Source organism: Teichococcus oryzae (genome assembly GCF_008386565.1).
Taxonomy (GTDB): domain Bacteria; phylum Pseudomonadota; class Alphaproteobacteria; order Acetobacterales; family Acetobacteraceae; genus Pseudoroseomonas; species Pseudoroseomonas oryzae.
Map to the genome: position 1 here is coordinate 352,274 of NZ_VUKA01000002.1, position 23,825 is coordinate 376,098.

Below are 23,825 nucleotides of genomic sequence, written 5' to 3' on the forward strand. Positions count from 1 at the left end.
GGCCGGGATGCCGCGCCATGCCCTGATGGCATGATCCTGGAGGAACGATCGCCGAGGCTTTCTTCGCGGTTCGCGAACCGTTTTTGCCAGACACCAAGCCGTTCCAGCCGCATGCCCCATGCCGGACCGGCTTCACTGTTTCGCGACGTGAAACAGCGTTGCAACAAAATATGAGAGAACGTAATAAATATTGGAACAGTCCCGAAAAGGAAGCAGTCTTGCTTTATGGTCCCTTGCCGTCCCTGGCTGCGAACACCTCAGGGACAAAGGGGAAGATTGATCCGCTCTGCGTCCGCGTTGTCGATCCCTCCCTGTTCACCGTTCCCTATTGCGAAGCGCTGGTGGGCGCCCTTGAGGAGGCGGGCGCGGAGGTGAAGCTGGTGGGCCGACCGCCGCGAAAAGGTGAGACCCGGCCCCGGATTCCCTTTGAACCGCGCTTCTACCGCCGCTCGGACACGCTTTCCCGCCGGATCGGCAAGCCCGGAATGGCGCTGAAGGCCCTGGAACATTGCCTTGACGCCACGAGCTTCGCGCTGAGCGCGCTGCCCAAGGGAGCCATCGCGCATTTCCAGTGGCTGCCCTTTCCGCTCGCGGATTCCGTCGCGCTGCGCTTGTGCCGTAGGAGGGGTCCGGTTGTGGTGACCGTGCACGACACAAAACCCTTCAACGGCACGCCCACCTCGAAGCTGCAGCTGCACGGCTTCACCGCCGCCCTTGGCCTTGCCGACCGCCTCATCGTCCATACCTGGACCGGGCTGGAGCACCTCGTCGCCAGCGGGCTCGACCGTGCCCGGATCCGCTGCATCCCGCACGGGCCGCTTGGCGGGTTCGAGGATGTCCCGCCGCCGCCCGAGACGGGGCCGATGACCCTCGTCGCCTTTGGCAAAATCCGCCACTACAAGGGCATCGACGTGCTGATCGAGGCATTGGCCGCGCTGAGCCGCGAGGAACGCAAGGCGCTGAAGGTGATCGTCGCCGGCGAGCCGATGATGGACATCGCCCCGCTCCAGGCCCGGGTCGCCGCAACCGGCCTGGGCGGCACGATCGAATGGCGGCTCGGCCATCTTGGCGAGGAAACGATGCGCGACCTTTTCACCGAGGCCGGCGGCTTCGTTTTCCCTTATCGCGAGATCGAGGCGAGCGGCGTGCTTTTCCTGGTGCAGGGGCTGGGGCGCTGGATGATTGCTTCCCGCCTTGGCGCCTTCGCCGAAACGATCAGCGACGGCGAATCGGGCCGTCTGGTGGCGGCGGAGGATGTTCCGGCGCTGACCGAGGCACTGCGGGAATGCGTGCGGTTCCGGCCAAGGCCTTCGGGGGCGGTCTCGGTCCAGGGCTGGGACGACATCGCGGAAGCGACCCTCGCGACCTACCGGGAAGCGCTCCTGCAGTGGCAGGCAACGCATCGGGGCAAGGCCGCATCCGCCTGATGGAACAAGGATGCGCGCCGGAAATGGCGCCATCCCCGGGGCAGCGATTGGCCGGGCGAAAGGCGGGCATGCCTCCCGCCCGGCGGCTTCCTCAGCCCAGCATCTGCCCGATCACCCGCGCCGTGTAGTCCACCACGGGAATCACCCGGCCGTAATTGATCCGCGTCGGGCCGATCACGCCCAGCGCGCCGACGATCTGCTCCTTCTTGTCGCGGAAGGGTGAGACCACCATGGACAGGCCGGCGCTGTTGAACAGCCCCGACTCGGCGCCGATGAAGATCTGAACGCCCTGGCCGCGCTGCGCCAGTTCCAGCAGGCGCAGCATGGTTTCCTGCGCTTCCAGCCGCTCGAACAGGGCTTGGATTTCCTGCAGGCGCGCGATCTGGTCGATGTTCTCCAGCAACTTCGACTGGCCGCGCAGGATCAGCGAGCCGCCGCCGCCGCCGGCCCAGGTCGCCAGCCCGCTTTCCACCATCTGCTGCGTCAGCGCATCCAGCGCCGAGCGGTTCGCCTGGATCTCCTCCGCGACGGTTCCCCGAGTTTCCTCCAGGGTGCGGCCGGACAGGCGGGCGTTGAGGTAGTTGGACGCCTGGGTGAAGGCCGAGGGCGGCAGCCCGGCCGGCACTTCGATGACGCGGTTCTCCACCTGGCCATGCGCGTTCACCAGCACCACCAGGGCCCGGCCGGGGGACAGCGCCACGAACTCGATGTGCTTCACCGGCGCCTCGGTCTTCGGCGCCACCACCAGGCCGGCGGCGCCGGCCAGGCCCGAAAGCATCTGCCCCGCCTCGGACAGCGTTTCCTCCATCGACCGGCCGGCGGCGGCGCAGCGTATGGCGATGCTTTCGCGGTCCTCCTCGGACAGGTCGCCGAACTCCAGCAGGCCGTCCACGAACAGGCGCAGGCCCTGTTCCGTGGGCAGCCGGCCGGCCGAGGTGTGCGGGGCGTAAAGCAGCCCGGCTTCCTCCAGATCGGCCATGGCGTTCCGGATGGTGGCCGGCGACAGCGCCAGCGGCAGGCGGCGGGAAAGCGTGCGGGAGCCCACCGGCTCCCCGGTTTCGACGTAAAGCTCCACCACCTCGCGCAGGATTGCCGCCGCCCGGGTATTCAGGCCGGCCAGGCGCGGGATCTCCGTGCGTTGTCCGGTGAACAGGGGGCTGGGGGCTCTCGGCACGCGGTTCATCTCCTTGTCAGGGCCCGGCAGGATGGGCCGCCGCTCACCCAGGCTTGATGGCTCAGGCGATGCTTGGGCCGCATCATGTCACGCGCCGACACATCCTGGCCATGAAGCCGTAGCATCCTGTGCTTATTGGGATGCCAGGCCGTTGAGACAAGCCGGGCATGCCAGCCCGCCGATTGGGGCGGGGCTGATCGGCAAGGAGGCCACCATGACGGATTCAACCGGTTCCCGGCTCTGGCCGCTGGCCCTGATGACCTGGCTGGCCACCATGCCCGCCCTGCCGCGGGAGGCCGAGGCGCCATCCCCTCCCGATCAGGCCGAGATGGCGGAAGCGCCGCCCGCTCCCCAGGCGCCGCCGGAGGATGAGGAAACGGCGTGACGCCCAACCCGGTGCTCGCCGGTTTCCTGCTGGTGCTGCTGGTGTTCGCACCCGCCGCCTCGCTGGTGGCGCTGCTGCTGAGCCGGGCTTCCCGCTTCCCTGGGCTGGCGGCTGGGCTGGTGGTGGTGGCGCTGATCGGCCTGTCCTGGGGCGGTTCGGTGCTGCTCACGCATTGACAGGCCGTGGCGTGGCAGCGGGCCTCAGCCGCGCCAGAAGCGCGGCATGAACAGGATCAGCACGGTGAACAATTCCAGCCGGCCCAGCAGCATGGCGAAGCACAGCAGCCATTTGGCGCCGATGGGAATCGCGGCGTAGTTGCCGGAAGGCCCGATCTCCGTGCCAAGGCCCGGGCCGACATTGGACAGCATGGCCACCGCGGCGCTGGCGCTGGTCAGGAAATCCAGCTCGAACAACATCAGCGCGATGGTCAGCGCGCCATAGCAGATGAAATACAGCGCAAAGAACACCACCACCGAGCCGACCACGTCATCGGGCAGCAGCTTGCCGCCATAGGCGCGTGGAAACACGCCGCGCGGGTAAAGCAGGCGCAGGAAATGCGCCCGCAGCATCACCGCCACGACCTCGAAGCGGAAGATCTTCATGCCGCCCGAGGTCGAGCCGGTGCAGCCGCCGATGAACATCAGCCCATAGAACAGCCCGGTCGCCGCATTGCCCCAGGTGGTATAGTCGGAGGAAGCGAAGCCGGTGGTGGTGACCACCGACACCACGTTCAGCATGGCATGGCGGATCGCCGCCTCCGGCCCATAGATGCCGCGTGCCCAGAGCCACAGCGCCAGAAGGGCCGAGACCACCAGGATCAGCCCCAGGAAGCTTCGCACCTGCGCATCCCGCCAGATCGCCCAGTCGCCGCGCAACGCCCGCACATACAGGACGAAGGGCAGCGCGCCGGCCACCATGCCAAGCGTCGCTATCCAGTGGATGGCGGGGATCTGCCAGCGCGCCAGGGAGGTATCGGCGGTGGAGAAGCCGGCGGTGGAGATGGTGCTCAGCGCATGCGTCACCGCCTCGAACGGCGCCATGCCCGCCAGCCAGTAAGCCATGCCGCAGGCCAGCGTCAGCGCCGCATAGACCAGGGCGATGGCCTTGGCGATCTGCCGCGCGCGCGGCAGCACCTTTTCCGACCGGTCGGAGCTTTCGGTCCGGAACAGCTGCATCCCGCCCACGCCCAGCGCCGGCAGGATGGCGACCACCGTGGCGATGATGCCGATGCCGCCCAGCCATTGCAGCAGGGACCGCCACAGCAGGATGCCGGGCGGCGCCTTGTCCAGCCCGGACAGCACGGTGGCGCCTGTGGTGGTCAGCCCCGAAACCGCCTCGAAATAGCTGTGGGTGACATGGCCGCTGAGGCCCGGCTGCGCGGACAGAAAGAACGGAAGCGCGGCGCAAGCCGATGTCAGCGCCCAGCTCAGCGGCGTCAGCACAAAGGCTTGGCGCAGCGTCAGGCCGCAGGAAAGGTCGCAGCGCGTGGCGCGCACCAGCAGCGCCGCGAAGGCCCCGATGCCGAGGCTGGCGAAGAAGAACGGCTTCCAGTCGGGATTGCCATAGGCGCCATCCACCACCGCCGGCAGCAGCATGAAGCCGGCCAGGGCCAGCAGCATGAAGCTCGCCAGGTGCAGCACCGGCTGCATCGCCGGCGGCGACCAGGCGCCGGGCGCGGCGGCCGGGCCGGGGCCCCGGGCGCTCCGCCTGGGTCGGGGGGGGGCGGCCTCAAGGGTCATCGGCGGCGATCGGCCCCTGGGATGGCGGCTGCGGCTGCTCCTGGCCAGGCACGCTGAGCACCGCCTCGGCCTCGCGCAGGGCGTCATGCGCCACCACCGCGATGATGTTGTCGCCCGCCATCACCTGCGTCGCGGCATCTGGGATGATGGCTTCGCCCCTGCGCAGCACGGCGCCCACCAGCATGCCGCGCGGCAGGCCGGCCTTGCCCAGCGGTGCCGCGACCAGGGGGGAGCCGGCGAGCGCCTCCGCTTCCAGCACCTCGCCGAAATCGCCGCGCAGCCGGTGCACCTGGGCCACCGCGCCGCGCCGCACATGGCGCAGGATGGAGGAAATGGTGATGGCGCTGGGGCTGACCGCCACGTCGATGCCCATCACATCCAGGACCGATTCGTAGGAAGCCTTGTTCACCAGCGTCACCGCCCGGCGGCAGCCCGCCCGCTTGGCCAGCACGGACACGAAGATGTTGGTTTCGTCGTCATTGGTGACGGCGACCAGCGTGTCCACCGCGCCGACATTGGCTTCCTCCAGCAGGTCGCGCTCCAGCGCGTCGCCTTGCAGCACCACCACCTTGGGGCCGAGTTCGCGGGCGATGGCCTCGGCGCGTTGCGGATCGTGCTCGATCAGCTTCAGGGACACCAGGGATTCGCCGGCCAGCCGGCGCGCCAGGTGGACCCCCACATTGCCACCGCCGACGATCAGCAGGCGCCGCGCCGCCACGTCGCGATGGCCGAAGGCGGCCATCACCTGGTGCATCAGCGCCGGCTGCGCGATCATATACACATCGTCGCCGGGGCGCAGCCGATCGGTCCCGGCCGGCACCGAGGCCTGGCCTTCCCGCAGCAGGGCCACCACCACGAAGCCGCTGCGCGCCGCCGCTTCCCGCAGCGCCTTGACCGATTGGCCGGCGACGGGCGCGCCTTCCTCCACCTCCAGCCCGAGCAGCTGCACCCGCCCCTCGGCCAGCGGCACCATGTCGAAGGCGCCGGGGGCGTGCAGGCGGCGGGCGATGCCGCGCGCCACTTCCCGCTCGGGCGAGATGATGACGTCGATCGGCATCTGGTCGGGCGCGTAGAGGCCCTGCCAGATCGGCTCCAGATAGCCGTGGTGGCGCAGCCGGGCGATGCGCCGCTTCACCCCGAACAAGGAATGGCCAAGCTGGCAGGCCACCATGTTGACCTCGTCCGACCGGGTGACGGCCACCAGCAGGTCGGCATCCTCGGCGCCCGCCTCGCGCAGCACCTCGGGATGGGAGGCATGGCCGACCATGCCGCGCACATCGTAGCTTTCATCGGCGCGGCGGGCCTGCAGGGGGTCGAGGTCGATAACGGTGACGTCGTTGCCTTCCCGCGCCAGATGGCGGGCAATGGTGGTGCCGACCTGCCCGGCGCCGCAAACGATCACCCGCACCGGTCGCGCACCTCGGTGATGGCGCAGCTCAGATGGTAAAGGCTGCTGGCCGGGGCGGGCTCAGTGCTGAGGCGGCCATCCGGCAGGCGCCGCTCGTGCCACAGCCCGTCGGGCCGCAGATAGCCGCGGAGCACCCGCGCTGCCTCGGCCAGGTCGTCCGGCGCCGTGTCCAGGCGCAGCGCGGCGGATTTCAGCCGCTCCGCCTGCGGCCAAAGGCGGGCGCCCCGCCCCCACACCACGCCATCGCTGCCGACCACGTCGAACAGTGCGCCGGTTCCGTTCGCGCGCCCATGCGCATCCACGAAATCCTGCAGCGCCGCCGCTTCCTCTGGCGCGGCATGCGCGCCGGCCAGCCGGGCATGCAGATCGAGCAGCCAGATCCATTCGCAGGCATGGCCCGGCTCGGCCGGATGCGGTTCCTCCAGCGGATGCAGGTCGTCGGAAAAGAATTCCGCCAGGGTGCCGCTGCCGGCCTGGAAGAAGCGGGCGCGGAACAGCGCGACAAGGCGGGCCGCGGCGTCGAGGAACCGTTCGTCGCCGAAGCTGGCGGCGGCGGCAAGGCGCGCTTCCAGCAGGTGCATGTGCGGATTCTGCCGGCGCGGCAGGTGGGGCGGCAAGCCTTCGAGATAGCCGCCCTCGGCATGGGTCAGGTGGTGCTCGATGAAGTCGTCCAGCGCCAGGGCGGCTTCGCGCAGTTCCGCCCGCGGCTGCACCGTGGCGGCGGTGGAAAGCGCCAGCAGCACGAAGGCATGGTCATACAGGTCGCGGCGGTCATCGATCACCCGGTTGTCCAGGCCGAAGCGCCAGGCATAGCCGCCATCCGGCCGCGCCGCGTGGTCGCGCAGGAAGCGCAGCCCAAGCTCCACCGCCTCATCGGCGCGGGAAATGCCCTGCCGCTGCGCCAGGCTGAAGCTGTAGACCTGCCGTGCCACGACGCGGAGGCGGCGGAACTCCGCCGAGCAGTGGCGGCCCTCCAGGTCCAGGCTTTCATGGAAGGCGCCCGCCCGCCAGTCGACGCCGTGGGACAACCAAAGCGGCCATGCCGCACCCGTCAGCCAGGACCAGAGATCATGCATCACATCCGGGCGTTACGATGGCGGGCCGCCGATCGGCAAGAGGGTTCGGGCCGCGATGCCGCCACGGGAAGCGGCAGGGGCGACGGGCCCGCGCAACGAAAAAGGGGCGCCGAGGCGCCCCTTCCGCGGATCAGGCCGCCTCGCTCTCGGCGCGGCGGGCATGCTTCTTCCGCTCATGCGGATCAAGGTAGCGCTTGCGCAGGCGGATCGCGCTCGGCGTCACCTCCACCAGCTCGTCATCCTCGATATAGGCGATGGCCTGTTCCAGGCTCATCCGCCGCGGCGGCGTCAGCAGCAGGGCCTCGTCCTTGCCGGAGGCACGGACATTGGTCAGCTTCTTTTCCTTGATGGGATTCACGTCGAGGTCGTTCTCGCGCGAATGCTCACCCAGGATCAGGCCGGTATAAACCTTGGCGCCCGGATCGACGAACAGCGTGCCGCGCTCCTGCAGGGAGAACAGCGCATACTGCACCGCCTCGCCATCGGAGTTGGAGATCAGGCTGCCCTTCACCCGGCCCTCGATCGGCCCGGCCCAGGGCTGGTAGCCCAGGAACAGGCGGTTCATCATGCCGGTGCCGCGCGTGTCGGTCAGGAACTCGCCATGATATCCGATCAGCCCACGCGAGGGGATGTGGAAGGTCAGGCGCACCTTGCCGCCGCCGGAAGGGCGCATGTCCTGCATCATGCCCTTGCGCAGGGACATCTTCTCGACGACCACGCCTGAGAATTCCTCATCGACATCGATGACGGCTTCCTCGAACGGCTCCTCGCGCTCGCCCGTTTCCGGGTTGACCTGCGTCAGCACGCGCGGGCGGCCGATGGTCAGCTCGAAGCCCTCGCGGCGCATGGTCTCGATCAGCACGCCGAGCTGAAGCTCGCCACGGCCGGCGACCTCGAAGCTGTCAGCTTCCTCCGAGTCCTTCACGCGGATGGCGACGTTGCCTTCCGTTTCCTTGTAAAGGCGGTCGCGGATCTGGCGGGAGGTGACCTTCTTGCCCTCGCGGCCGCCTAGCGGGCCGTCATTGATGCGGAAGGTCATGGTGAGCGTCGGCGGGTCGATGGGGATCGCCGGCAGCGGCTCCGCCACCTCGGGGGAAGCAATGGTGTCCGGGATGGTGGCGTCCGACAGGCCGGCGATGGCGCAGATGTCGCCCGCCTGCACCTCATCGACCGGCACGCGGTCGAGGCCCGAGAAGGTCATCAGCTTGGTCAGGCGGCCGGTCTCGACCACCGTGCCGTCCTGGCGCAGCACGCGCACCGGCATGTTCACCTTCGCCGTGCCCTGCTCGATGCGCCCGGTCAGGATGCGGCCCAGGAAGCTGTCGGCCTCCAGGATGGTCGCGTTCATGGCGAAGGGGGCTTCCCGGTTCACGGTCGGCGCCGGCACATGGCTCAGGATCAGGTCGAACATCGGCGACAGGTCCTTGCGCGGACCGTCCATCGTCAGGTCGGCCCAGCCCTGGCGGCCGGAAGCGAACATGGTGTGGAAGTCGAGCTGCTCGTCCGAGGCGCCGAGCGCCGCGAACAGGTCGAACACCTCGTTCAGCACCTCGTCGGCGCGGGCGTCCTGGCGGTCGACCTTGTTGATGACCACGATCGGCTTCAGGCCACGGGCCAGCGCCTTGGTCAGCACGAACTTGGTCTGCGGCAGCGGGCCTTCGGCCGCGTCGCAGAGCACGATGGCGCCATCCACCATGGACAGGATGCGCTCCACCTCGCCACCGAAATCGGCGTGGCCCGGCGTGTCGACGATGTTGATCTTGACGCCTTTCCACTCGACGGCGGTGGACTTGGCGAGAATGGTGATGCCGCGCTCACGCTCCAGGTCGTTCCGGTCCATTGCGCGCTCAGCCACGTTCTGGTTGGCGCGGAAGGCCCCGGCCTGCTTCAGCAGGTTGTCGACGAGAGTAGTCTTCCCGTGATCGACATGGGCGATGATAGCGACGTTGCGCAATTCCATACAGGGGGCAGTCCCAAGGCTGCGCCGCCTGCGCACACGACCCGAAGCCCCGCGACCTGGAACAGCGCGGGGGCGGGCAGGCGGGCCTGGCGGCTTGTTGCGGCGCACAGATAAGATGCCTAATCGAAAAAAGCGAGCTTTTCCGATCAGGCATTCTCAGTGGAGTCTGCAGGGCAGCCCCGAGCGGAGGCACAACCAGGCCATCGCGGCATGGCGGCGCTAAAGGTGCCAGACCGCCTTGGAGGCGCCGCTGAACGGCCGGCGGGGGTTGAAGCGCTCCACCGCGCAAAGATGCAGGGCCTGGTGCATGGCGGGCTCAGGCTCGGCCGCCAGATCCTCGGAGGCCAACTCCTCCTCCGGCGTGTCCGTGGCGTTGTTCTGGCCGGCCGGCCGCCAGGCGACGCGGCTCGGCATCATGGAGCGGAACAGCGGCGCGGTTTGCGCGCAGCCGGGATTCTCGGCCATGCCCTGAAGGGCGACCGGGCGGAACATGGCAGCCGCGGGGGGAGCGGCGGCGGTGACGGGCGAGGCGGGGGCCATCGAAGCCTGCGTGAGTGCTCCTAGGACAACCGCTGCCAGGGGGGTCAGCAACGAGGTCGGGCGCATGTTGAAACAATGATTTCGGGGACGGTTCGTTGCCGGCGTCTGAACCAGGCTGAAACACAAAGTTTTTCCGCAACCAAGCAGGGGGTTTGTCGCTTCGCGAGCGGAGACGGCCGATTCCCGAGAGGAGACACCCGATGAGCGATACCTCCACAGGCGGCGACGACGACGATGGTGAGGTGGATCTGGGCATCAGCCTGGAAACCGTCGCCACGGTGGTGGACCACATTCGCGCCATACAGGAAGGCGAAGACAGCGACGAAGTCGATACCGACGACGAGGACCCCGACAACGAGGGCGATGAGGAGGATTTCAGCGAGGAAACCCTGGCCGCCTTTATCGAGGAACTGAACGAGGACGAGCAGGCCGCGCTGGTGGCGCTGGCCTGGATCGGCCGCGGCGATTACGAGCCGGAGGAATGGGGAGAAGCGCTCCGCCTCGCCAAGGAACGCAGCAGCGCGGGCGATACATCCGCCTACCTCCTCGGCATGGACATGGCCGGCGACCTGCTGGCGGAAGGCCTGGCGGCCTTTGGCATCGCCGTGGAGGACGTGGAACGCTGAGCCGCTTCAGGCCCGCTCCATGCGCGGGCCTGAACGGCCGGCGATCTCCCGGATCAGCTTGCGGCGGATCGCCGCGCCGAAGCTGTCGAAATCATCCGCCGCGACCAGGAACGCGCCGGGGCCGCCGATCACTGAATCAGCATAATATTGATCCAGCGGCAGGCTGTGGCGGCGGTTGAAGCTCGGCCGGTCGTTCATGATCGGCAGGCCGTTGATGACGATGCCCTTGGCTACCGCCGCGTCCCGCGCCTGTTCCGCCGGCGGGCCAGAATTGTTGACCCCGTCGCCGGACACGTCGATCACCCGCCGTGCCGCCTCGAAGGGCGCCTGATCCAGCAACTCGGTTCCAAAGGCGAGGGCACCGGAAATGGAGGTCCAGGAAAGCGAGGCGCGCGGCGCCTCGGCCAGCGCGCTGGCCCAGCGATCGGCATCCCGGCCCCCCGTGAGCCGCATCCAGGGCAACACCTGCCTCTGATATTCGGCGCCCGCCCATTCCATGTAGGTGACGGCGATGGCGCCGATCATGCCGCCCTGCACCGCTTCCACGATGCGGGGATCGGTCATGGCGGTGCGGTAGCCTTCACGCTGCAGCTTGGCCTCGTCCTCGTCGACCGAACGGGAAACGTCCACCGCCAGGACCAGCAGCACATCCACCGGCTCCTCCGCGCGGGGGCGTGGCGGGACCAGGGTGGCTCCGGCCAGAACGCCGCCCGCGGCCAGCAAGGAACGCCTCAGCATCATCCGCCTCCCGCCTTGTCAGAAGGCAGGAAAGCAAATCACGTCACGCGGGTGTCATTGTTTTCTGCGCACACCTCCGTGTTTCACCGTGCGAGCTTGGACTTAACCGCGAAAAACGCAGGAGGATTGCAAGAAGCGCTGGGGTCGTGATGGTGAAATGCGCCTGATGCGCTTCTATTTCACGACGCAGAATACTTCATGCGATTGCCGGGAGACGAGTCGATGTCCGCTTCCACCCTAGCTGGAGCGCCAGCAGGACCACGCCCGCCTTCCATGCAGAACACGGTTGTCGCGGGCGCGCTGCTGCTGCTACTCGGCGGCATGGTTTGGCTCGGCCAGGCCGTGGATGGGCGCCAGGCGGCACTTTATCTGCTTGGCGGCGCGCTTGGCCTGGTGCTCTACCATGCCGCCTTTGGCTTCACCTCGGCCTGGCGGGTGTTCATCGCCGACCGCCGGGGTGAGGGGCTGCGGGCGCAGATGGTGATGCTGGCCATTGCCGTGCTGCTGTTCTTCCCCGTGCTGTCCGCCGGCAGCCTGTGGGGCCAGCCGGTGCAGGGCTTTGTTTCGCCGGTCGGCGTGGGCATGATCTTTGGCGCCTTCATCTTCGGCCTCGGCATGCAGATGGGGGGTGGTTGCGCGTCCGGTACGCTCTACACGGCGGGTGGCGGCTCGGTGCGCATGGTGCTGACGCTGGGGGCCTTCATTCTTGGCTCCACGCTGGGCGCGGCGCATCTGCACTGGTGGGCGGCGTTGCCGCACCTGCCGCCGATCTCCGTGGTGCAAAGCTGGGGCGTGGTGCCGGCGCTGATGGCGAACCTCGCCGCCTTCGCCGCCATTGCCGGGCTGACCGTGCTGCTGGAACGCCGCCGGCATGGCCGGCTGGTCACGGCGCCGCACCCGGCAAGGCGGGGCATGGGGCGGCTGTTGCAGGGCCCTTGGCCGATCCTGGCCGGGGCAGTGGCGCTGGCGTTGCTGAACTTCGCCACCTTGGCCCTGGCCGGGCGGCCCTGGGGCATCACCTCGGCCTTCGCGCTGTGGGGCTCCAAGATGGCCATGGCCCTTGGCTTCGACGCGGCGAACTGGCCCTTCTGGTCCAGCGCGCCGCAACAGGCGGCCCTGCATGGCAGCGTGCTGAACGACATCACCTCGGTGATGGATATCGGCATCATCGTGGGTGCGCTGCTGGCGGCGGCCCTGGCCGGCCGCTACGCGCCGAAATTCCGCGTGCCGCTGCGTTCGGCGGTGGCGGCGGTGCTGGGCGGCGTGCTGCTCGGCTATGGCGCGCGGCTGGCCTATGGCTGCAACATCGGCGCCTACTTCTCCGGCATCGCCTCCGGCAGCCTGCATGGCTGGGTGTGGATGGTGGCGGCCTTCTTCGGCAACGTGCTTGGTACCTTCGCGCGTCCCTTCTTTGGCCTGGAAGTGGAGCGGGTGCCGCGCCAGACGGGCTGCTGAGGCGGCCCGGCGCGGCGGAGCATTCCGGCTCCCCGCGCCGTTCCTATGGCAGGTCCTGCAGCCGCCGTTCCACCAGTTCCCGCCAGGGCGCATCGGCCGGCGCATCCGCCAGCAGGGCGCGCCAGGTGCTGCGGGCATTGGCGTTGCGGCCCGCCTGGGCCTCGGCCAGCCCGGCCAGGTAGCGCAGGCGCGGCTCGCCCGGGGCCTCCGCCAGGGCGCGCACCAGCAGGGCGGAGGCGGCGTCGGCATTTTCTGTTTCCAGATGAAGCTGTGCCAGCTCCGCCGCCAGCACCGGATCGAAGCGGCTGGCAAGGGCCCGGTTCCACGCTTCCACCGCCGCCTCTGTGCGCCCGCGCCCGCGTTCGGCATTGCCGAGCAGGATCCATCCCTGCCTCGCGGCCTCGGTGTTGGGGGGCGTTTGTTCCAGCCGGGCGCGCAGCTGGGTCAGCAGGACGTCGTCGCGGGCAGCCGCTTCCTGTCGCTCCTGGAAGGGCGCGGCCGGGATGTCGGGATGGCCGCGCCACAGATACAGCCCGAAGCTTCCCGCGGGGATCAGGAAGAGGAAGGCGGCCAGGGCCGCCGCGCCACGGCTGGCGTGGGCCGGCGCCGCGCTGTCCGGCGCGGTCAGCAGCCGCCGCTGCACCTCCAGCGTGGCGGCGCGGTGGGCGGCCTCCTCCAGCCGCCCGGCGGCGCGGTCGCGGTCCAGCTCGGCGAGCTGGGCGCGGTACAAAGCGAGATCGGCTTCCCGGCGCCCGGTGGTGCGCACGGGGCGGAACAAGGCGAAGCCGAGCGGCGCCAGGGCAAGCGCCGCCAGTCCCAGGAACAGGGCCCAGATCATGCGGTCGGGTCTTTCTCCAGCGCGGCGAGGCGGGCCTGCTCCTCCGGGCTCAGCGGTGCCGGCTCGGCGGTGGCGGCGCGGCGGCGCAGCAGCAGGATGCCCATCAGCCCGGCTCCCAGTGCCAGCACCGGCATGCCCCAGAGCGCCAGGGTGGCAAGGTTGAAGGGCGGCCGCAGCAGCACGAAATCGCCGTAACGGTCATGGATGTAGCGGATCACGGCCTGGTCGCTGTCGCCGGCCGCGACGCGCTCCCGCACGATCAGCCGCAGGTCGCGCGCTAGGCTGGCCTGACTTTCCTCGATGGATTCGTTCTGGCAGACCATGCAGCGCAGTTCGCGCCCGATGGATCGCGCCCGCTGCTCCTGCGCCGGGTCGGGCAGCATGTCGGAGGGCAGGCCCACGGCGAAGGCCGGTCCCGCGAGCAGCAGCAGGGCCAGGATCAGCTTCTTCATCAGGCGTAGCGCCGCAGCAGGGGGCGGATGTCCCCGTCCAGCACCTCCGGCGTCACCGGCCCGGCCCAGCGCCAGCGGATGATGCCCTGGCGATCGATGAAATAGGTTTCCGGCACGCCATAGACGCCCCAGTCGATGGCGACGCGGCCTGATTCATCGGCCGCCAGCCGCGCGAAGGGATCGCCATGCCGGGTGAGGAAGGCGCCGGCATCCTGTGGCTTGTCCTTGTAGTTGATGCCCCAGACCGGCACGCCCTCCCGCGACAGGCGCATCAGCTGGGGGTGCTCGATGATGCAGGGCACGCACCAGGAGGCCCAGTAATTCACCAGCACCGGCGATGGCAGGTCGCGCAGCTCGGCGGCGGCAAAGGCGGGCTTTCCGCTGCCGGCCAGCGGCGGCAGGGTGAAATCGGGCGGCGCGCGGCCGATCAGCACGGACGGCACGCCGCGCGGGTCGTAGCTGCCGGTGCCCATGCCGCGCAGCATGCCGTAGAAGCCCGCCCCGCCCGCGACCGCCAGGCCGAGCGGCGCCAGCATCAGGGCGCGGCGCGAGGTCAGGGACATGCTTGAACTCCCCAGAAAGCCGTTCCGCGGACATGCCGCCGTGGGCGGGCGGGCGGGAAGCGCCGCTTCCCCCCATTGGCGCGCCGGCCGTTCATGCCTTCGCCGCCATCGCCGTCGCGCGCTTGGTGGCCGGCGCCGCCACCCGGATGCGCCGGTCCGTCAGCGAGATCGCGCCGCCCAGCGCCATGAGCACGGCGCCCAGCCAGATCCAGGGGGCCAGCAGGTTGTGGTGCAGGCGCAGCACGGTGGCGCCATCCTGCTCCTCCCCCATCACGGCATAAAGGTCGCCGGACAGGCCGGTCTCGATGGCGGCCTCGGTGGTGGTGGTGCGCCCCACGGGAAAGAAGCGGCGCTCGGGATGCAGCACGGTCACGGTGGCGCCGTTGCGCGACACCGTCACGGTGGCGCGGCGTGCGGACCAGTTGGGGCCGATCGCGTCCTCCACCTTGTCCAGCCGCCATTCATAGCCGCCCAGCGTGACGCTCTGTCCGGGGCGGAGGGCGGAAAGGTTGTCCGTGGCCAGCCCCATCCCGGCTACGCCCAGCAGGGTGACGCCAAGCCCCGCATGCGCCATCGCCGCGCCCCAGGCGGCGCGCGGCAGGCCCTTCGCGCGGCTCCAGGCGGCGCCCAGATGGAGGAAACGGGGGTGGCGGAACAGGGCGATGCGGTCGGCGATGTCGGCCGCCGCGCCCAGGATCAGCCACAGCGCCGCCCCGAAGCCGAGCGCCGGGCCGACCCGCCAGCCGGCAAAGGCCAGGCACAGCAGCAGCGCCGCGGCGGCGCCCAGTGCTGCCCACCACAGCCTTTGCAGCACCGGCCACAGCTTCGCGCGCTTCCAGGGCAGCAACGGCCCGGCGGCCATGGCGAGAACCAGGGGCACCGTCAGCGGAAGGATCGCGGTGTTGAAGAAGGGCGGGCCCACCGAGATCTTCTGCCCGAACAGCAGGTCGGCGAACATCGGCCACAGCGTGCCGGCCAGCACCACCGCCGCCGCCGAGCAGAGTAGCAGGTTGTTCAGCACCAGCCCGCCCTCGCGCGACAGCGGCGCGAACATGCCGGTCGGCGCCATGGCCGGGCCCCGCCAGGCGAACAGCGCGAAGGCGCCGCCGATATAGAACAACAGCAGGGCCAGGATGAACACGCCGCGCTCGGGGTCGTTGGCGAAGGCATGCACCGAGTTCAGCACGCCCGAGCGCACCAGGAAGGTGCCGAGCAGCGAGAAGCCGAAGGCCAGCAGCGCCAGCAGCACGGTCCAGACCTTCAGCGCTTCCCGCTTTTCCACCACCACGGCGGAATGCAGCAGCGCGGTGCCGGCCAGCCAGGGAAGGAGGGAAGCGTTCTCGACCGGGTCCCAGAACCAGTAGCCGCCCCAGCCCAGCTCGTAATAGGCCCACCAGGAACCGAGCGCGATGCCGAGCGTCAGGAAGCTCCAGGCGGCGAGCGCCCAGGGGCGGACCCAGCGGCCCCAGGCAGCGTCCACCCGGCCTTCCAGCAGCGCGGCGACCGCGAAGGCGAAGGTGACGGCGAAGCCGACATAGCCAAGGTAAAGCAGGGGTGGGTGAAAGGCGAGGCCGGGGTCCTGCAGCACCGGGTTCAGCCCCTGGCCGTCCGGGGCCGGCGGCCAGACCCGGCCGAACGGGTTGGAGGTGGCCAGGATGAAGGCCATGAAGCCCACCGCCACCAGCCCCAGCACGCCCAGAACCCGCGCCTTGAGCGTGGTCGGCAGATCGCGCCCGAAGCCGGCCACGGCACCGCCGCACAAGGCCAGGATCAGCACCCACAGCACCATGGAACCCTCATGGTTGCCCCAGGCGCCAGCCAGCTTGTAGAGCATGGGCTTGGCCGAATGGCTGTTCTGCACCACGTTGACCACGCTGGTGTCGTTCACCGCGAAGGCCACCAGCAGGGCGGCGAAGCCGGCGGCGCAGGCCAGCAGGTGGCCGAAGGCCAGCGGCCCCGCCGCGGCCATCAGCCGCGCATCATGCCGCGCCGCGCCCCAGAGCGGCACCACGGTCTGCGCCAGCGCCAGGGCCAGCGCCAGCGCCAGGGCGAAATGGCCGAGTTCGGCGATCATCTGTGTTCTAGCTGCCCTGCCGGACGGGCGCCGGCTGCATGGTGTTCCAGGATGCGGCCGGGGGCGGCGCGCCTTCCTTCGGGTCCCAGTGGCCGGTGCGCTTCAGCGCGTCGGCGACCTCGGGCGGCATATAGGTCTCGTCATGGCGGGCCAGCACCTCGGAAGCGCGGAACTCGCCATCCGGGCTGAGCTTGCCCAGCGTCACCACGCCCTGCCCTTCGCGGAACAGGTCGGGCAGCACGCCGACATAGGTGACAGGCACGGTGGCCGGGCCGTCGGTGACGCGGAAGCGCGCTTCCGGGCGGCCATCCGGCGTGGTGTTCTTCACCAGGGATCCGGCCTCGACCAGCCCGCCGAGGCGGAAGGCGCGCTCTGGACCGGGATTCCTGGCGGCGATCTCGCTCGGGGCCAGGAAGAAGACCAGGTTGTCCTGGAAGGCGGTCAGCGTCAGCGCGGTGGCGGTGCCGAGGCCGAGCCCGGCCAGCACCACGATCCACAGGCGGCGCTTCTTGCGCGACAGCTTCAACCCTGCCTCCTTTCGCGCGGCCCGAACAACGCCAGCCGCCGCTTCGCCGCCGCGTGCCGGCTCGCCGCCAGCCATGCCATGATCCCGAACCCTGCCGCCGCCAGGGCCCAGGAGATCGCCACATGCCACCAATGCTGGGTCATGCCGCGCCCTCCTGCCGGCGTGCCTGGGCCAGCTGCATCTGCCGCAACCGCTTCTCCATCACCGCCGCCCGCACCCGCGCCAGCACCAGCGCGGCAAAAAGCAGCGTGAAGCCAAGCGCGCAGACAAGCAGCGGATACAGCATATCGACATGCATGCCCGGCGCACTGATCCGTGTCACGGACGCCGACTGGTGCAGCGTGTTGAACCAGTCCACTGACCATTTGATGACCGGCAGGTTGATGGCGCCGATCAGCGCCAGGATGGCGCCGGCGCGGGCGCCGCGCTCCTCCTCGTCAAAGGCGCGGACCAGGGCGGCATGGCCGACCCACAGGAAGAACAGCACCAGCACGGAGGTCATCCGCGCGTCCCAGGCCCACCAGGTGCCCCACATCGGCCGCCCCCACAGGCTGCCGGTGGCGAGGCAGAGAGCGGTGACCATGGCGCCCACCGGCGACAGCTCGCGCGCCGCGACATCGGCCAGCGGGTGGCGCCAGATCAGCGACATCAGCGAGGCCACGGCCAGCCCGGCATAGCCGCCCATGGCCAGCCAGGCCATCGGCACATGCACATACATGATTCGCACCGTCTCTCCCTGCTGCCAGTCGGGCGGGGAGAAGAACAGCGCCCAGGCGGCGCCGGCGCCCGTCACCGCCACGGCCAGCGCCCACAGCCAGGGCAGCAGCCGGTCGGTCAGCCGCAGGAAGCGGCCGGGATTGGCGAAACGGTGCAGGCCGCCGCCGCCGCGTGGGGCTGTTGCGGCAAGCGGGCGCGGCGAGGAAGGGGCAGGGGTGCTCACGCCGCGCAACCTAAGGCCTGTCGCGCCAGGATTGAAGCGCCTGCCACGCCCGGTTACGTCATGCCACAGTCGCGCCGGCTTCGGCGTGGCGGAACCGGCCGGAAAGGAAGCGCCGCATGCTGTTCGCCATCCAATGCGAAGACAAGCCGAACGCCCTCGAACTGCGGATGGCGACGCGGCCGAAGCACTTGGAATATCTCGATGGCCATGCGGCGAGCATCGTCCAGGGCGGGCCGGTGCTGGATGCCGAGGGCAAGCCCTGCGGCAGCCTGCTGCTGGTCGACGTGGCCGATCAGGCGGCGGCCGAGGCCCTGGCCGCCAGCGATCCTTATGCCCTGGCCGGGCTGTTCGCGCGCGTCACCATCCGCCCCTTCCGCCAGGTTTTCGCGGGCGGCGCCCGCGTCGCCGGCTGATGCCCTGCTGGCTGGTCAAGAGCGAGCCGGACGCCTTTTCCTGGCAACAGCAGGTGGCGAACGGCGTAGAGCCCTGGACCGGCGTGCGCAACGCCCAGGCCGCGGCGCATCTCAAGGCGATGCGTCGGGGCGATCTGGCGTTCTTCTACCATTCCAATGTGGGGAAGGAGATCGTCGGCGTTGTCGAGGTGGCGCGCGAAGCCTATCCCGATCCCACCGAGGTTGTGCCGGAAGGCAAGCTCCCGCGCTGGGTTTGCACCGACATGCGGGCCGTGGGGCCGATGCCGAATCCGGTGACGCTGGCGGCCATCAAGGCCGAGCCCAGGCTGGATGGCATCGCGCTGGTGCGGCAATCGCGGTTGTCGGTGATGCCGATCAGCCCAGAGCATTGGGCGGTGCTCTGCGCCATGGGGGGCTGGGGCGGCTGATCCCGCCCCGCCACCCTCAGCGCCGGTTGCGGTCGTTGAACCAGGGCGTGCCGCGGCTGGGCGGGAATTCCGGCCGCATCTCCGGCGGCGGCTGCATCAGGCCCGGATCGAGGTAGAGCTGCACGCCGGGGCCGCTTTGCCCATCCTGCCCACCGGAGCCCCAGGCGCCGGCGCCGGGCGGGCGGCGGCGGAAATCCCGGTTCACTTCATCCCGGCCCAGATAGCGGCCATCGGCGTCGTAATGGCGCACCACCCCGCCACCCGCCGAGCGTTCCGACCGGCCCTCATAGGTCCCCCAGCCATCGTAATGACGCAGCGTGCCGCCGCGGCGCTCGGTGAGGCCGTCGGGCAACAGGCTGCCATGCGGTGGAGCAGGGCGCGGCGACAGGTATTGCGCCTCCGCCGCCAGGGGGAGCAGGGCCAGCATCGCGGCCAGAAGGCTTCGCCACCCCATCCATTCGCACCGCATCGCCGCACTCCTCCAGCACCACCGCAATCTGCGCCACAATGATGAACGCCGGATAAAGGCAGGCGCATCGCGACGAGGCGGGAAGGCCGCCAATGGCGCGGGCCGCGCCCTGGGGACGGAGGGGGCGCCGGAAGCAGGGGCCGCAGCGATCCTCCGGTCTCCCCCCTCCCCCGCGGCTTGCTGTGGGTGTAAGGCCGGGCATGGCCGATGAGCGCATCCTTTGCCACCTGCATGACATCCCCGATGGCAAGGCGCGCGGCTTTCCGGGATTGCCGGGCGGCTTCATGGGGTTGCTGGCGGTGCGGCGCGGCGCGGCGGTGTTTGTTTACGTCAATTCCTGCCCGCATATCGGCGTGCCCCTGGAGATGATGCCCGATCGCTTCCTCGATGGCGCCGGGCGCCACATCCTGTGCGCCGTCCATGGCGCCAGCTTCCGCATCGAGGATGGCTATTGCCTGTCCGGCCCCTGCCTGGGCGACAGCCTTGAGGCGGTGCCGGCGCGGGTCGATCCGGAAGGCATGATCCGCATTCCGGCCGATGCCGGTGCTTGACCGGACGCCATGCCGCACCGCGCCGGACGCCGCCGCGCCGGCACCATGCTGACGCTTGACGGCGGCCATTGGGCGCGGGCCCAATGCCGCCAAACAGATGCAGTGGCCACCTTGCCCTGCCCGCCACTTCGGGAGGAGTTCGAATGACCGACAACACCGTGATTCCCGTAAAGCCCGATCTGGCGGCGGGGAGCCGTTTCGATGCCGCCCGCCGGGCCGAGATGGCCGAGCGTGCCGCCCGCGACCCGGACGGCTTCTGGCGCGAGGAAGCCGGCCGCATCGCCTGGATGACGACGCCCACCAGAATCAAGAACGCCTCCTTCGAGGGCGACGTCTCGATCAAGTGGTTCGAGGATGGCGTGCTGAACGCCTCCGTTTCCTGCCTGGACAAGCACCTCGCCGAGCGCGGCGACCAGGTGGCGATCATCTGGGAAGGCGACGACCCGAACAGCGACAGCAAGGTCACCTATCGTGAGCTGCACCAGCGCGTCTGCCGCATGGCCAACGCGCTGCGCTCGCTCGGCGTGAAGAAGGGGGACCGCGTCACCCTGTACCTGCCGATGATCGTCGAGGCGGCGGTGGCGATGCTGGCCTGCGCCCGCATCGGCGCGGTGCATTCCATCGTGTTCGGCGGCTTCTCCCCCGACAGCCTGGCCAGCCGCATCCAGGATTGCGACAGCACGGTGCTGATCACCGCCGACCAGGGCCGCCGCGGCGGCCGCACCGTGCCGTTGAAGACCAATGCCGATGAGGCGCTGAAATCCTGCCCCTCGGTGAAGAACGTCATCGTGGTGAGGAACACCGGCGGCGACGTGCCGATGCAGGAAGGGCGCGACCATTGGTGGCACACCCTGTCGGAGGCCGCGGCCACCGATTGCGCGCCCGAGCCGATGAACGCGGAGGACCCGCTGTTCATCCTCTACACCTCCGGCTCCACCGGCAAGCCGAAGGGCGTGCTGCACACCACCGGCGGCTACATGGTCTGGGCGTCCTTCACCCATGAGCTGGTGTTCGACTACCGCCCGGGCGAGATCTACTGGTGCACCGCCGATGTCGGCTGGGTCACCGGCCACAGCTACATCGTCTATGGCCCGCTGGCGAATGGCGCGACCACGCTGATGTTCGAGGGCGTGCCGAACTATCCCGATGTCGGCCGCTTCTGGCAGGTGGTGGACAAGCACAAGGTCAACATCTTCTACACCGCCCCCACCGCCATCCGCGCCCTGATGCGCGAAGGCGATGCGCCGGTGAGGAAATGGTCGCGCCAGTCGCTGCGGGTGCTGGGCTCGGTGGGCGAGCCGATCAACCCCGAGGCCTGGCTCTGGTATTACCGCGTCGTGGGCGATGAGCGCTGCCCGATCGTGGACACTTGGTGGCAGACCGAGACGGGCGGCATCCTGATCTCCCCCCTGCCGGGCGCCGTGGACCTCAAGCCCGGCTCGGCGACGCTGCCGCTGCCGGGCGTGCAGCCGGCGCTGGTGGATGGCGACGGCAAGTTGCTGGAAGGCGCGACCGAGGGGAACCTGGTGATCCTGGATTCCTGGCCGGGCCAGATGCGCACCGTCTACAAGGACCATGAGCGCTTCATCCAGACCTACTTCTCCACCTTCCCCGGCAAGTATTTCTCCGGCGACGGGGCGCGGCGGGATGCCGATGGCTATTACTGGATCACCGGGCGCGTCGATGACGTGCTGAACGTGTCCGGCCACCGCATGGGCACGGCCGAGATCGAGAGCGCGCTGGTGGCCCATCCCAAGGTGGCGGAAGCGGCGGTGGTCGGCATGCCGCATGAGCTGAAGGGCCAGGGCATTTATTGCTACGTCACGCTGAAATCCGGCGAGGAGCCGTCCGACGCGCTGAAGAAGGAGCTGGTGGCCTGGGTGCGGCGGGAGATCGGCCCGATCGCCTCGCCGGACGCCATCCAATGGGCGCCCAGCCTGCCCAAGACCCGCTCGGGCAAGATCATGCGCCGCATCCTGCGCAAGATCGCCGCCAATGAAACGGACAGCCTGGGCGATACCTCGACGCTCGCCGATCCCACGGTGGTGGAGGACCTGATCAGCAACCGCGCCGGCTGATCGCGCGCCGAACGGCCGGGGGAGCGGATCGGCTCCCCCGGCCGCCGGGCCGGATCGGGATGAACGGCCCTCAGCGGATGCCGAGGACGGCGCCGATTTCATCCAGGATCATCGGGTCATCGATGGTAGGCGGCACCACGGGCTGCTCCCCATCCGCCAGCTTGCGCAGCGTGGCGCGGAGGATCTTGCCCGAGCGTGTCTTGGGCAGGCGCGGCACGACCCGGGCCGCCTTGAAGGCGGCCACGGGGCCGATGCGCTCGCGCACCAGCGCCACCAGCTCGGCCTCCAGCGCCGCCTCGTCACGCCCGGCGCCGGATTTCAGCACCACGAGGCCGAGGGGCACCTGCCCCTTCAGCGCGTCCTTCACCCCCACCACGGCGCATTCCGCGACATCCCGGTGGCTGGCGAGCACTTCCTCCATCTGCCCGGTGGACAAACGGTGGCCGGCGACGTTGATGATGTCGTCGGTGCGCGACATCACCCAGGCATAGCCTTCCGCATCGATGATGCCGGCATCGCCGGTGTTGTACCAGCCGGGAAAGGCGGCGAGGTAGGCGTCGCGGAAGCGGTCATCGGCGCGGAACAGTGTCGGCGCGCAGCCCGGCGGCAGCGGCAGCCGGATGGCTAGGCTGCCGCTCTGCCCGGCCGGCACCGGCTGGCCCGCATCGCCCAGCGCCTGCACGTCATAGCCGGGGGCGGGCTTGCCGCCGGAGCCGGGGCGGGCCGGGAATAGGCCGGCGCCGCGGAAATTGCCGGTGATGCACCAGCCTGTCTCGGTCTGCCACCAATGGTCGATCACCGGGCGGTCCAGCAGGCGCGTGGCCCAGACCGCCGTGTCGGGGTCGCAGCGCTCGCCCGCCAGGAACAGCGCCTCCAGCTTCGACAGGTCATGGCGGCGAAGCTGCTGGCCTTCAGGGTCTTCCTTCTTGATGGCGCGCAGCGCGGTGGGGGCGGTGAACAGCACCTTCACCCCGTGCTCGGCGCAGACGCGCCAGAAGGCGCCGGCATCCGGCGTGCCGACCGGCTTGCCTTCATAAACAACGCTGGTGCAGCCGGCGAGCAGCGGGCCATAGGCGATGTAGGAATGCCCCACCACCCAGCCCACGTCGCTGGCGGTCCAGGACACGTCCCCAGCCCGCAGCCCGTAGAGCAGCGACATGGAATGATGCAGCGCGACCGCGTAGCCGCCGGTGTCGCGCAGCACGCCCTTCGGCTTCCCTGTGGTGCCGCTGGTGTAGAGGATGTAGAGCGGATCGGTCGCCGCGCGGTCCACGCAGGGATGCGGCTCGGCGGCGGCCATGGCATCCAGCAGGTCCTCGTCGCGGCCGGGCTCCAGCTCGCAGCGCCAGGCGTCGCGCTGCAGGATCAGGCAGCAGTCCGGCTTGTGCGGCGACAGGGCGATCGCCGCGTCCAGCAGCGGTTTGTATTTGACGATCCGGCCCGGCTCCAGCCCGCAGGAGGCGGCGATCACCGCCTTTGGCTCGGCATCGGCGATGCGCGCGGAAAGCTCCGCCGCGGCGAAGCCGCCGAACACCACGGAATGCACGGCGCCGAGCCGCGCGCAGGCCAGCATGGCCATCACCGCCTCGGGCACCATGGGCATGTAGATGATGACGCGGTCGCCCGCGCCGACGCCGCGCGCCGCCAGTGCGCCGGCCAGCCGCGCCGTGGCATCCTGCAATTCGGCATAGGTGATGCGGCGCTGGCCGCCGGAGATCGGGCTGTCCCAGATCAGGGCCGCCTGGGCGCCGCGGCCGGCGGCGACGTGGCGGTCCACGGCGTTGTGGCACATGTTCAGCCGCGCATCGGGGAACCAGCGGCCATAAGGCCCCTGCGCCGCATCGAAGATCCGTTGCGGCGGTGCCGACCAGGCGATGTCCTGCGCCGCGAGGCGCCAATAGGCCTCGGGGTCCCGCCGCCAGGAGGCCATGGTGGCGTCGTAGCCGTCCGGCATGCTGAACCCTC

25 protein-coding genes are annotated in these 23,825 nt (G+C 69.8%); 9 read left to right on the top strand and 16 right to left on the bottom strand.

Features of this window, described 5'->3' with window-relative positions; all coding sequences use genetic code 11:
• Positions 1-218: 218 nt before the first annotated feature.
• Positions 219-1,427 (top strand): glycosyltransferase, encoded by a 1,209-nt coding sequence (locus F0Q34_RS07740; protein WP_161600795.1) that lies wholly within the window; start codon positions 219-221, stop codon positions 1,425-1,427.
• A 91-nt stretch (positions 1,428-1,518) separates the two neighbouring features.
• Here F0Q34_RS07740 and hrcA read toward each other — a convergent pair whose 3' ends face one another.
• The gene (hrcA, locus tag F0Q34_RS07745; protein ID WP_241665379.1) at positions 1,519-2,601 is read right to left on the bottom strand and encodes a heat-inducible transcriptional repressor HrcA; all 1,083 of its coding nucleotides are present in this window, start codon (positions 2,599-2,601) and stop codon (positions 1,519-1,521) included.
• A gap of 214 nt (positions 2,602-2,815) precedes the next feature.
• Here hrcA and F0Q34_RS21745 point away from each other — a divergent pair, with 214 nt between their 5' ends.
• Both F0Q34_RS21745 and F0Q34_RS07750 read left to right on the top strand, forming a co-directional pair.
• Positions 2,816-2,986 carry a hypothetical protein gene (locus tag F0Q34_RS21745; protein WP_161600796.1) on the top strand — a complete coding sequence of 57 codons (171 nt, stop codon included), beginning with the start codon at positions 2,816-2,818 and terminating at the stop codon, positions 2,984-2,986.
• Positions 2,983-3,162: a hypothetical protein gene (locus F0Q34_RS07750; protein ID WP_149811587.1), complete on the top strand. Its 180-nt coding sequence runs from the start codon at positions 2,983-2,985 to the stop codon at positions 3,160-3,162. The genes F0Q34_RS21745 and F0Q34_RS07750 overlap by 4 nt, the downstream gene beginning before the upstream one ends.
• A 24-nt stretch (positions 3,163-3,186) precedes the next feature.
• Here the strand turns inward: F0Q34_RS07750 and F0Q34_RS07755 are convergent, their stop codons facing one another.
• The 5 genes from F0Q34_RS07755 to F0Q34_RS07775 form a co-directional block, all read right to left on the bottom strand.
• Positions 3,187-4,725, bottom strand: a complete 1,539-nt coding sequence (locus tag F0Q34_RS07755) for a TrkH family potassium uptake protein (RefSeq protein ID WP_241665380.1) — start codon at positions 4,723-4,725, stop codon at positions 3,187-3,189.
• Positions 4,715-6,133 (bottom strand): Trk system potassium transporter TrkA, encoded by a 1,419-nt coding sequence (trkA, locus tag F0Q34_RS07760; RefSeq protein ID WP_149811588.1) that lies wholly within the window; start codon positions 6,131-6,133, stop codon positions 4,715-4,717. Before trkA ends, F0Q34_RS07755 begins: the two co-directional genes overlap by 11 nt.
• Positions 6,124-7,161 (bottom strand): AGE family epimerase/isomerase, encoded by a 1,038-nt coding sequence (locus F0Q34_RS07765; RefSeq protein ID WP_241665381.1) that lies wholly within the window; start codon positions 7,159-7,161, stop codon positions 6,124-6,126. The genes trkA and F0Q34_RS07765 overlap by 10 nt, the downstream gene beginning before the upstream one ends.
• A 178-nt stretch (positions 7,162-7,339) precedes the next feature.
• Positions 7,340-9,169, bottom strand: coding sequence for a translational GTPase TypA (typA, locus tag F0Q34_RS07770; RefSeq protein WP_149811590.1), 1,830 nt, complete (start codon positions 9,167-9,169; stop codon positions 7,340-7,342).
• A 219-nt stretch (positions 9,170-9,388) separates the two neighbouring features.
• Positions 9,389-9,709 carry a hypothetical protein gene (locus F0Q34_RS07775; protein WP_149811591.1) on the bottom strand — a complete coding sequence of 107 codons (321 nt, stop codon included), beginning with the start codon at positions 9,707-9,709 and terminating at the stop codon, positions 9,389-9,391.
• Positions 9,710-9,909: 200 nt separating this feature from the next.
• Between F0Q34_RS07775 and F0Q34_RS07780 the strand changes: the two genes are divergently transcribed.
• A complete protein-coding gene (locus tag F0Q34_RS07780; protein WP_149811592.1) occupies positions 9,910-10,335 on the top strand; it encodes a DUF3775 domain-containing protein in 426 nt (141 codons plus the stop codon).
• A gap of 6 nt (positions 10,336-10,341) precedes the next feature.
• Here F0Q34_RS07780 and F0Q34_RS07785 read toward each other — a convergent pair whose 3' ends face one another.
• A complete protein-coding gene (locus F0Q34_RS07785) occupies positions 10,342-11,073 on the bottom strand; it encodes a DUF1194 domain-containing protein (RefSeq protein ID WP_149811593.1) in 732 nt (243 codons plus the stop codon).
• A gap of 273 nt (positions 11,074-11,346) precedes the next feature.
• On the opposite strand from F0Q34_RS07785, the gene F0Q34_RS07790 reads away from it, so the two are divergent.
• Positions 11,347-12,528: a YeeE/YedE family protein gene (locus F0Q34_RS07790; protein WP_241665382.1), complete on the top strand. Its 1,182-nt coding sequence runs from the start codon at positions 11,347-11,349 to the stop codon at positions 12,526-12,528.
• A gap of 43 nt (positions 12,529-12,571) precedes the next feature.
• Here the strand turns inward: F0Q34_RS07790 and ccmI are convergent, their stop codons facing one another.
• The 7 genes from ccmI to F0Q34_RS07820 form a co-directional block, all read right to left on the bottom strand.
• Entirely contained in the window at positions 12,572-13,366 is a 795-nt protein-coding gene (gene ccmI / locus F0Q34_RS07795; RefSeq protein WP_149811595.1) for a c-type cytochrome biogenesis protein CcmI, read from the bottom strand.
• Complete coding sequence (locus F0Q34_RS07800) at positions 13,363-13,818, bottom strand: cytochrome c-type biogenesis protein (RefSeq protein WP_149811596.1); 456 nt, start codon at positions 13,816-13,818, stop codon at positions 13,363-13,365. The genes ccmI and F0Q34_RS07800 overlap by 4 nt, the downstream gene beginning before the upstream one ends.
• The gene (locus F0Q34_RS07805; RefSeq protein ID WP_149811597.1) at positions 13,818-14,381 is read right to left on the bottom strand and encodes a DsbE family thiol:disulfide interchange protein; all 564 of its coding nucleotides are present in this window, start codon (positions 14,379-14,381) and stop codon (positions 13,818-13,820) included. The genes F0Q34_RS07800 and F0Q34_RS07805 overlap by 1 nt, the downstream gene beginning before the upstream one ends.
• Before the next feature lie 91 nt (positions 14,382-14,472).
• Positions 14,473-16,455 carry a heme lyase CcmF/NrfE family subunit gene (locus tag F0Q34_RS07810; protein WP_149811598.1) on the bottom strand — a complete coding sequence of 661 codons (1,983 nt, stop codon included), beginning with the start codon at positions 16,453-16,455 and terminating at the stop codon, positions 14,473-14,475.
• Between the two features lie 7 nt (positions 16,456-16,462).
• Positions 16,463-16,975 carry a cytochrome c maturation protein CcmE gene (gene ccmE / locus F0Q34_RS07815; protein ID WP_149811802.1) on the bottom strand — a complete coding sequence of 171 codons (513 nt, stop codon included), beginning with the start codon at positions 16,973-16,975 and terminating at the stop codon, positions 16,463-16,465.
• Between the two features lie 2 nt (positions 16,976-16,977).
• Positions 16,978-17,124 carry a hypothetical protein gene (locus F0Q34_RS21750; RefSeq protein ID WP_161600797.1) on the bottom strand — a complete coding sequence of 49 codons (147 nt, stop codon included), beginning with the start codon at positions 17,122-17,124 and terminating at the stop codon, positions 16,978-16,980.
• Entirely contained in the window at positions 17,121-17,921 is an 801-nt protein-coding gene (locus F0Q34_RS07820; RefSeq protein ID WP_149811599.1) for a heme ABC transporter permease, read from the bottom strand. Before F0Q34_RS07820 ends, F0Q34_RS21750 begins: the two co-directional genes overlap by 4 nt.
• 116 nt (positions 17,922-18,037) lie before the next feature.
• Here F0Q34_RS07820 and F0Q34_RS07825 point away from each other — a divergent pair, with 116 nt between their 5' ends.
• On the top strand, positions 18,038-18,334 hold the full coding sequence (locus F0Q34_RS07825; RefSeq protein ID WP_149811600.1) for a YciI family protein: 297 nt from the start codon (positions 18,038-18,040) through the stop codon (positions 18,332-18,334).
• A complete protein-coding gene (locus F0Q34_RS07830; RefSeq protein ID WP_149811601.1) occupies positions 18,334-18,762 on the top strand; it encodes an EVE domain-containing protein in 429 nt (142 codons plus the stop codon). The genes F0Q34_RS07825 and F0Q34_RS07830 overlap by 1 nt, the downstream gene beginning before the upstream one ends.
• 16 nt (positions 18,763-18,778) lie before the next feature.
• Here the strand turns inward: F0Q34_RS07830 and F0Q34_RS07835 are convergent, their stop codons facing one another.
• Positions 18,779-19,231 (bottom strand): hypothetical protein, encoded by a 453-nt coding sequence (locus F0Q34_RS07835; protein WP_149811602.1) that lies wholly within the window; start codon positions 19,229-19,231, stop codon positions 18,779-18,781.
• Positions 19,232-19,431: 200 nt separating this feature from the next.
• On the opposite strand from F0Q34_RS07835, the gene F0Q34_RS07840 reads away from it, so the two are divergent.
• Together F0Q34_RS07840 and acs are read left to right on the top strand one after the other, a co-directional pair.
• Entirely contained in the window at positions 19,432-19,782 is a 351-nt protein-coding gene (locus F0Q34_RS07840; protein ID WP_149811603.1) for a Rieske (2Fe-2S) protein, read from the top strand.
• 143 nt (positions 19,783-19,925) lie between these two features.
• Complete coding sequence (gene acs / locus F0Q34_RS07845; protein ID WP_149811604.1) at positions 19,926-21,860, top strand: acetate--CoA ligase; 1,935 nt, start codon at positions 19,926-19,928, stop codon at positions 21,858-21,860.
• 70 nt (positions 21,861-21,930) lie between these two features.
• Here the strand turns inward: acs and F0Q34_RS07850 are convergent, their stop codons facing one another.
• Entirely contained in the window at positions 21,931-23,814 is a 1,884-nt protein-coding gene (locus F0Q34_RS07850; protein WP_149811605.1) for an AMP-binding protein, read from the bottom strand.
• Between the last annotated feature and the right edge of the window lie 11 nt (positions 23,815-23,825).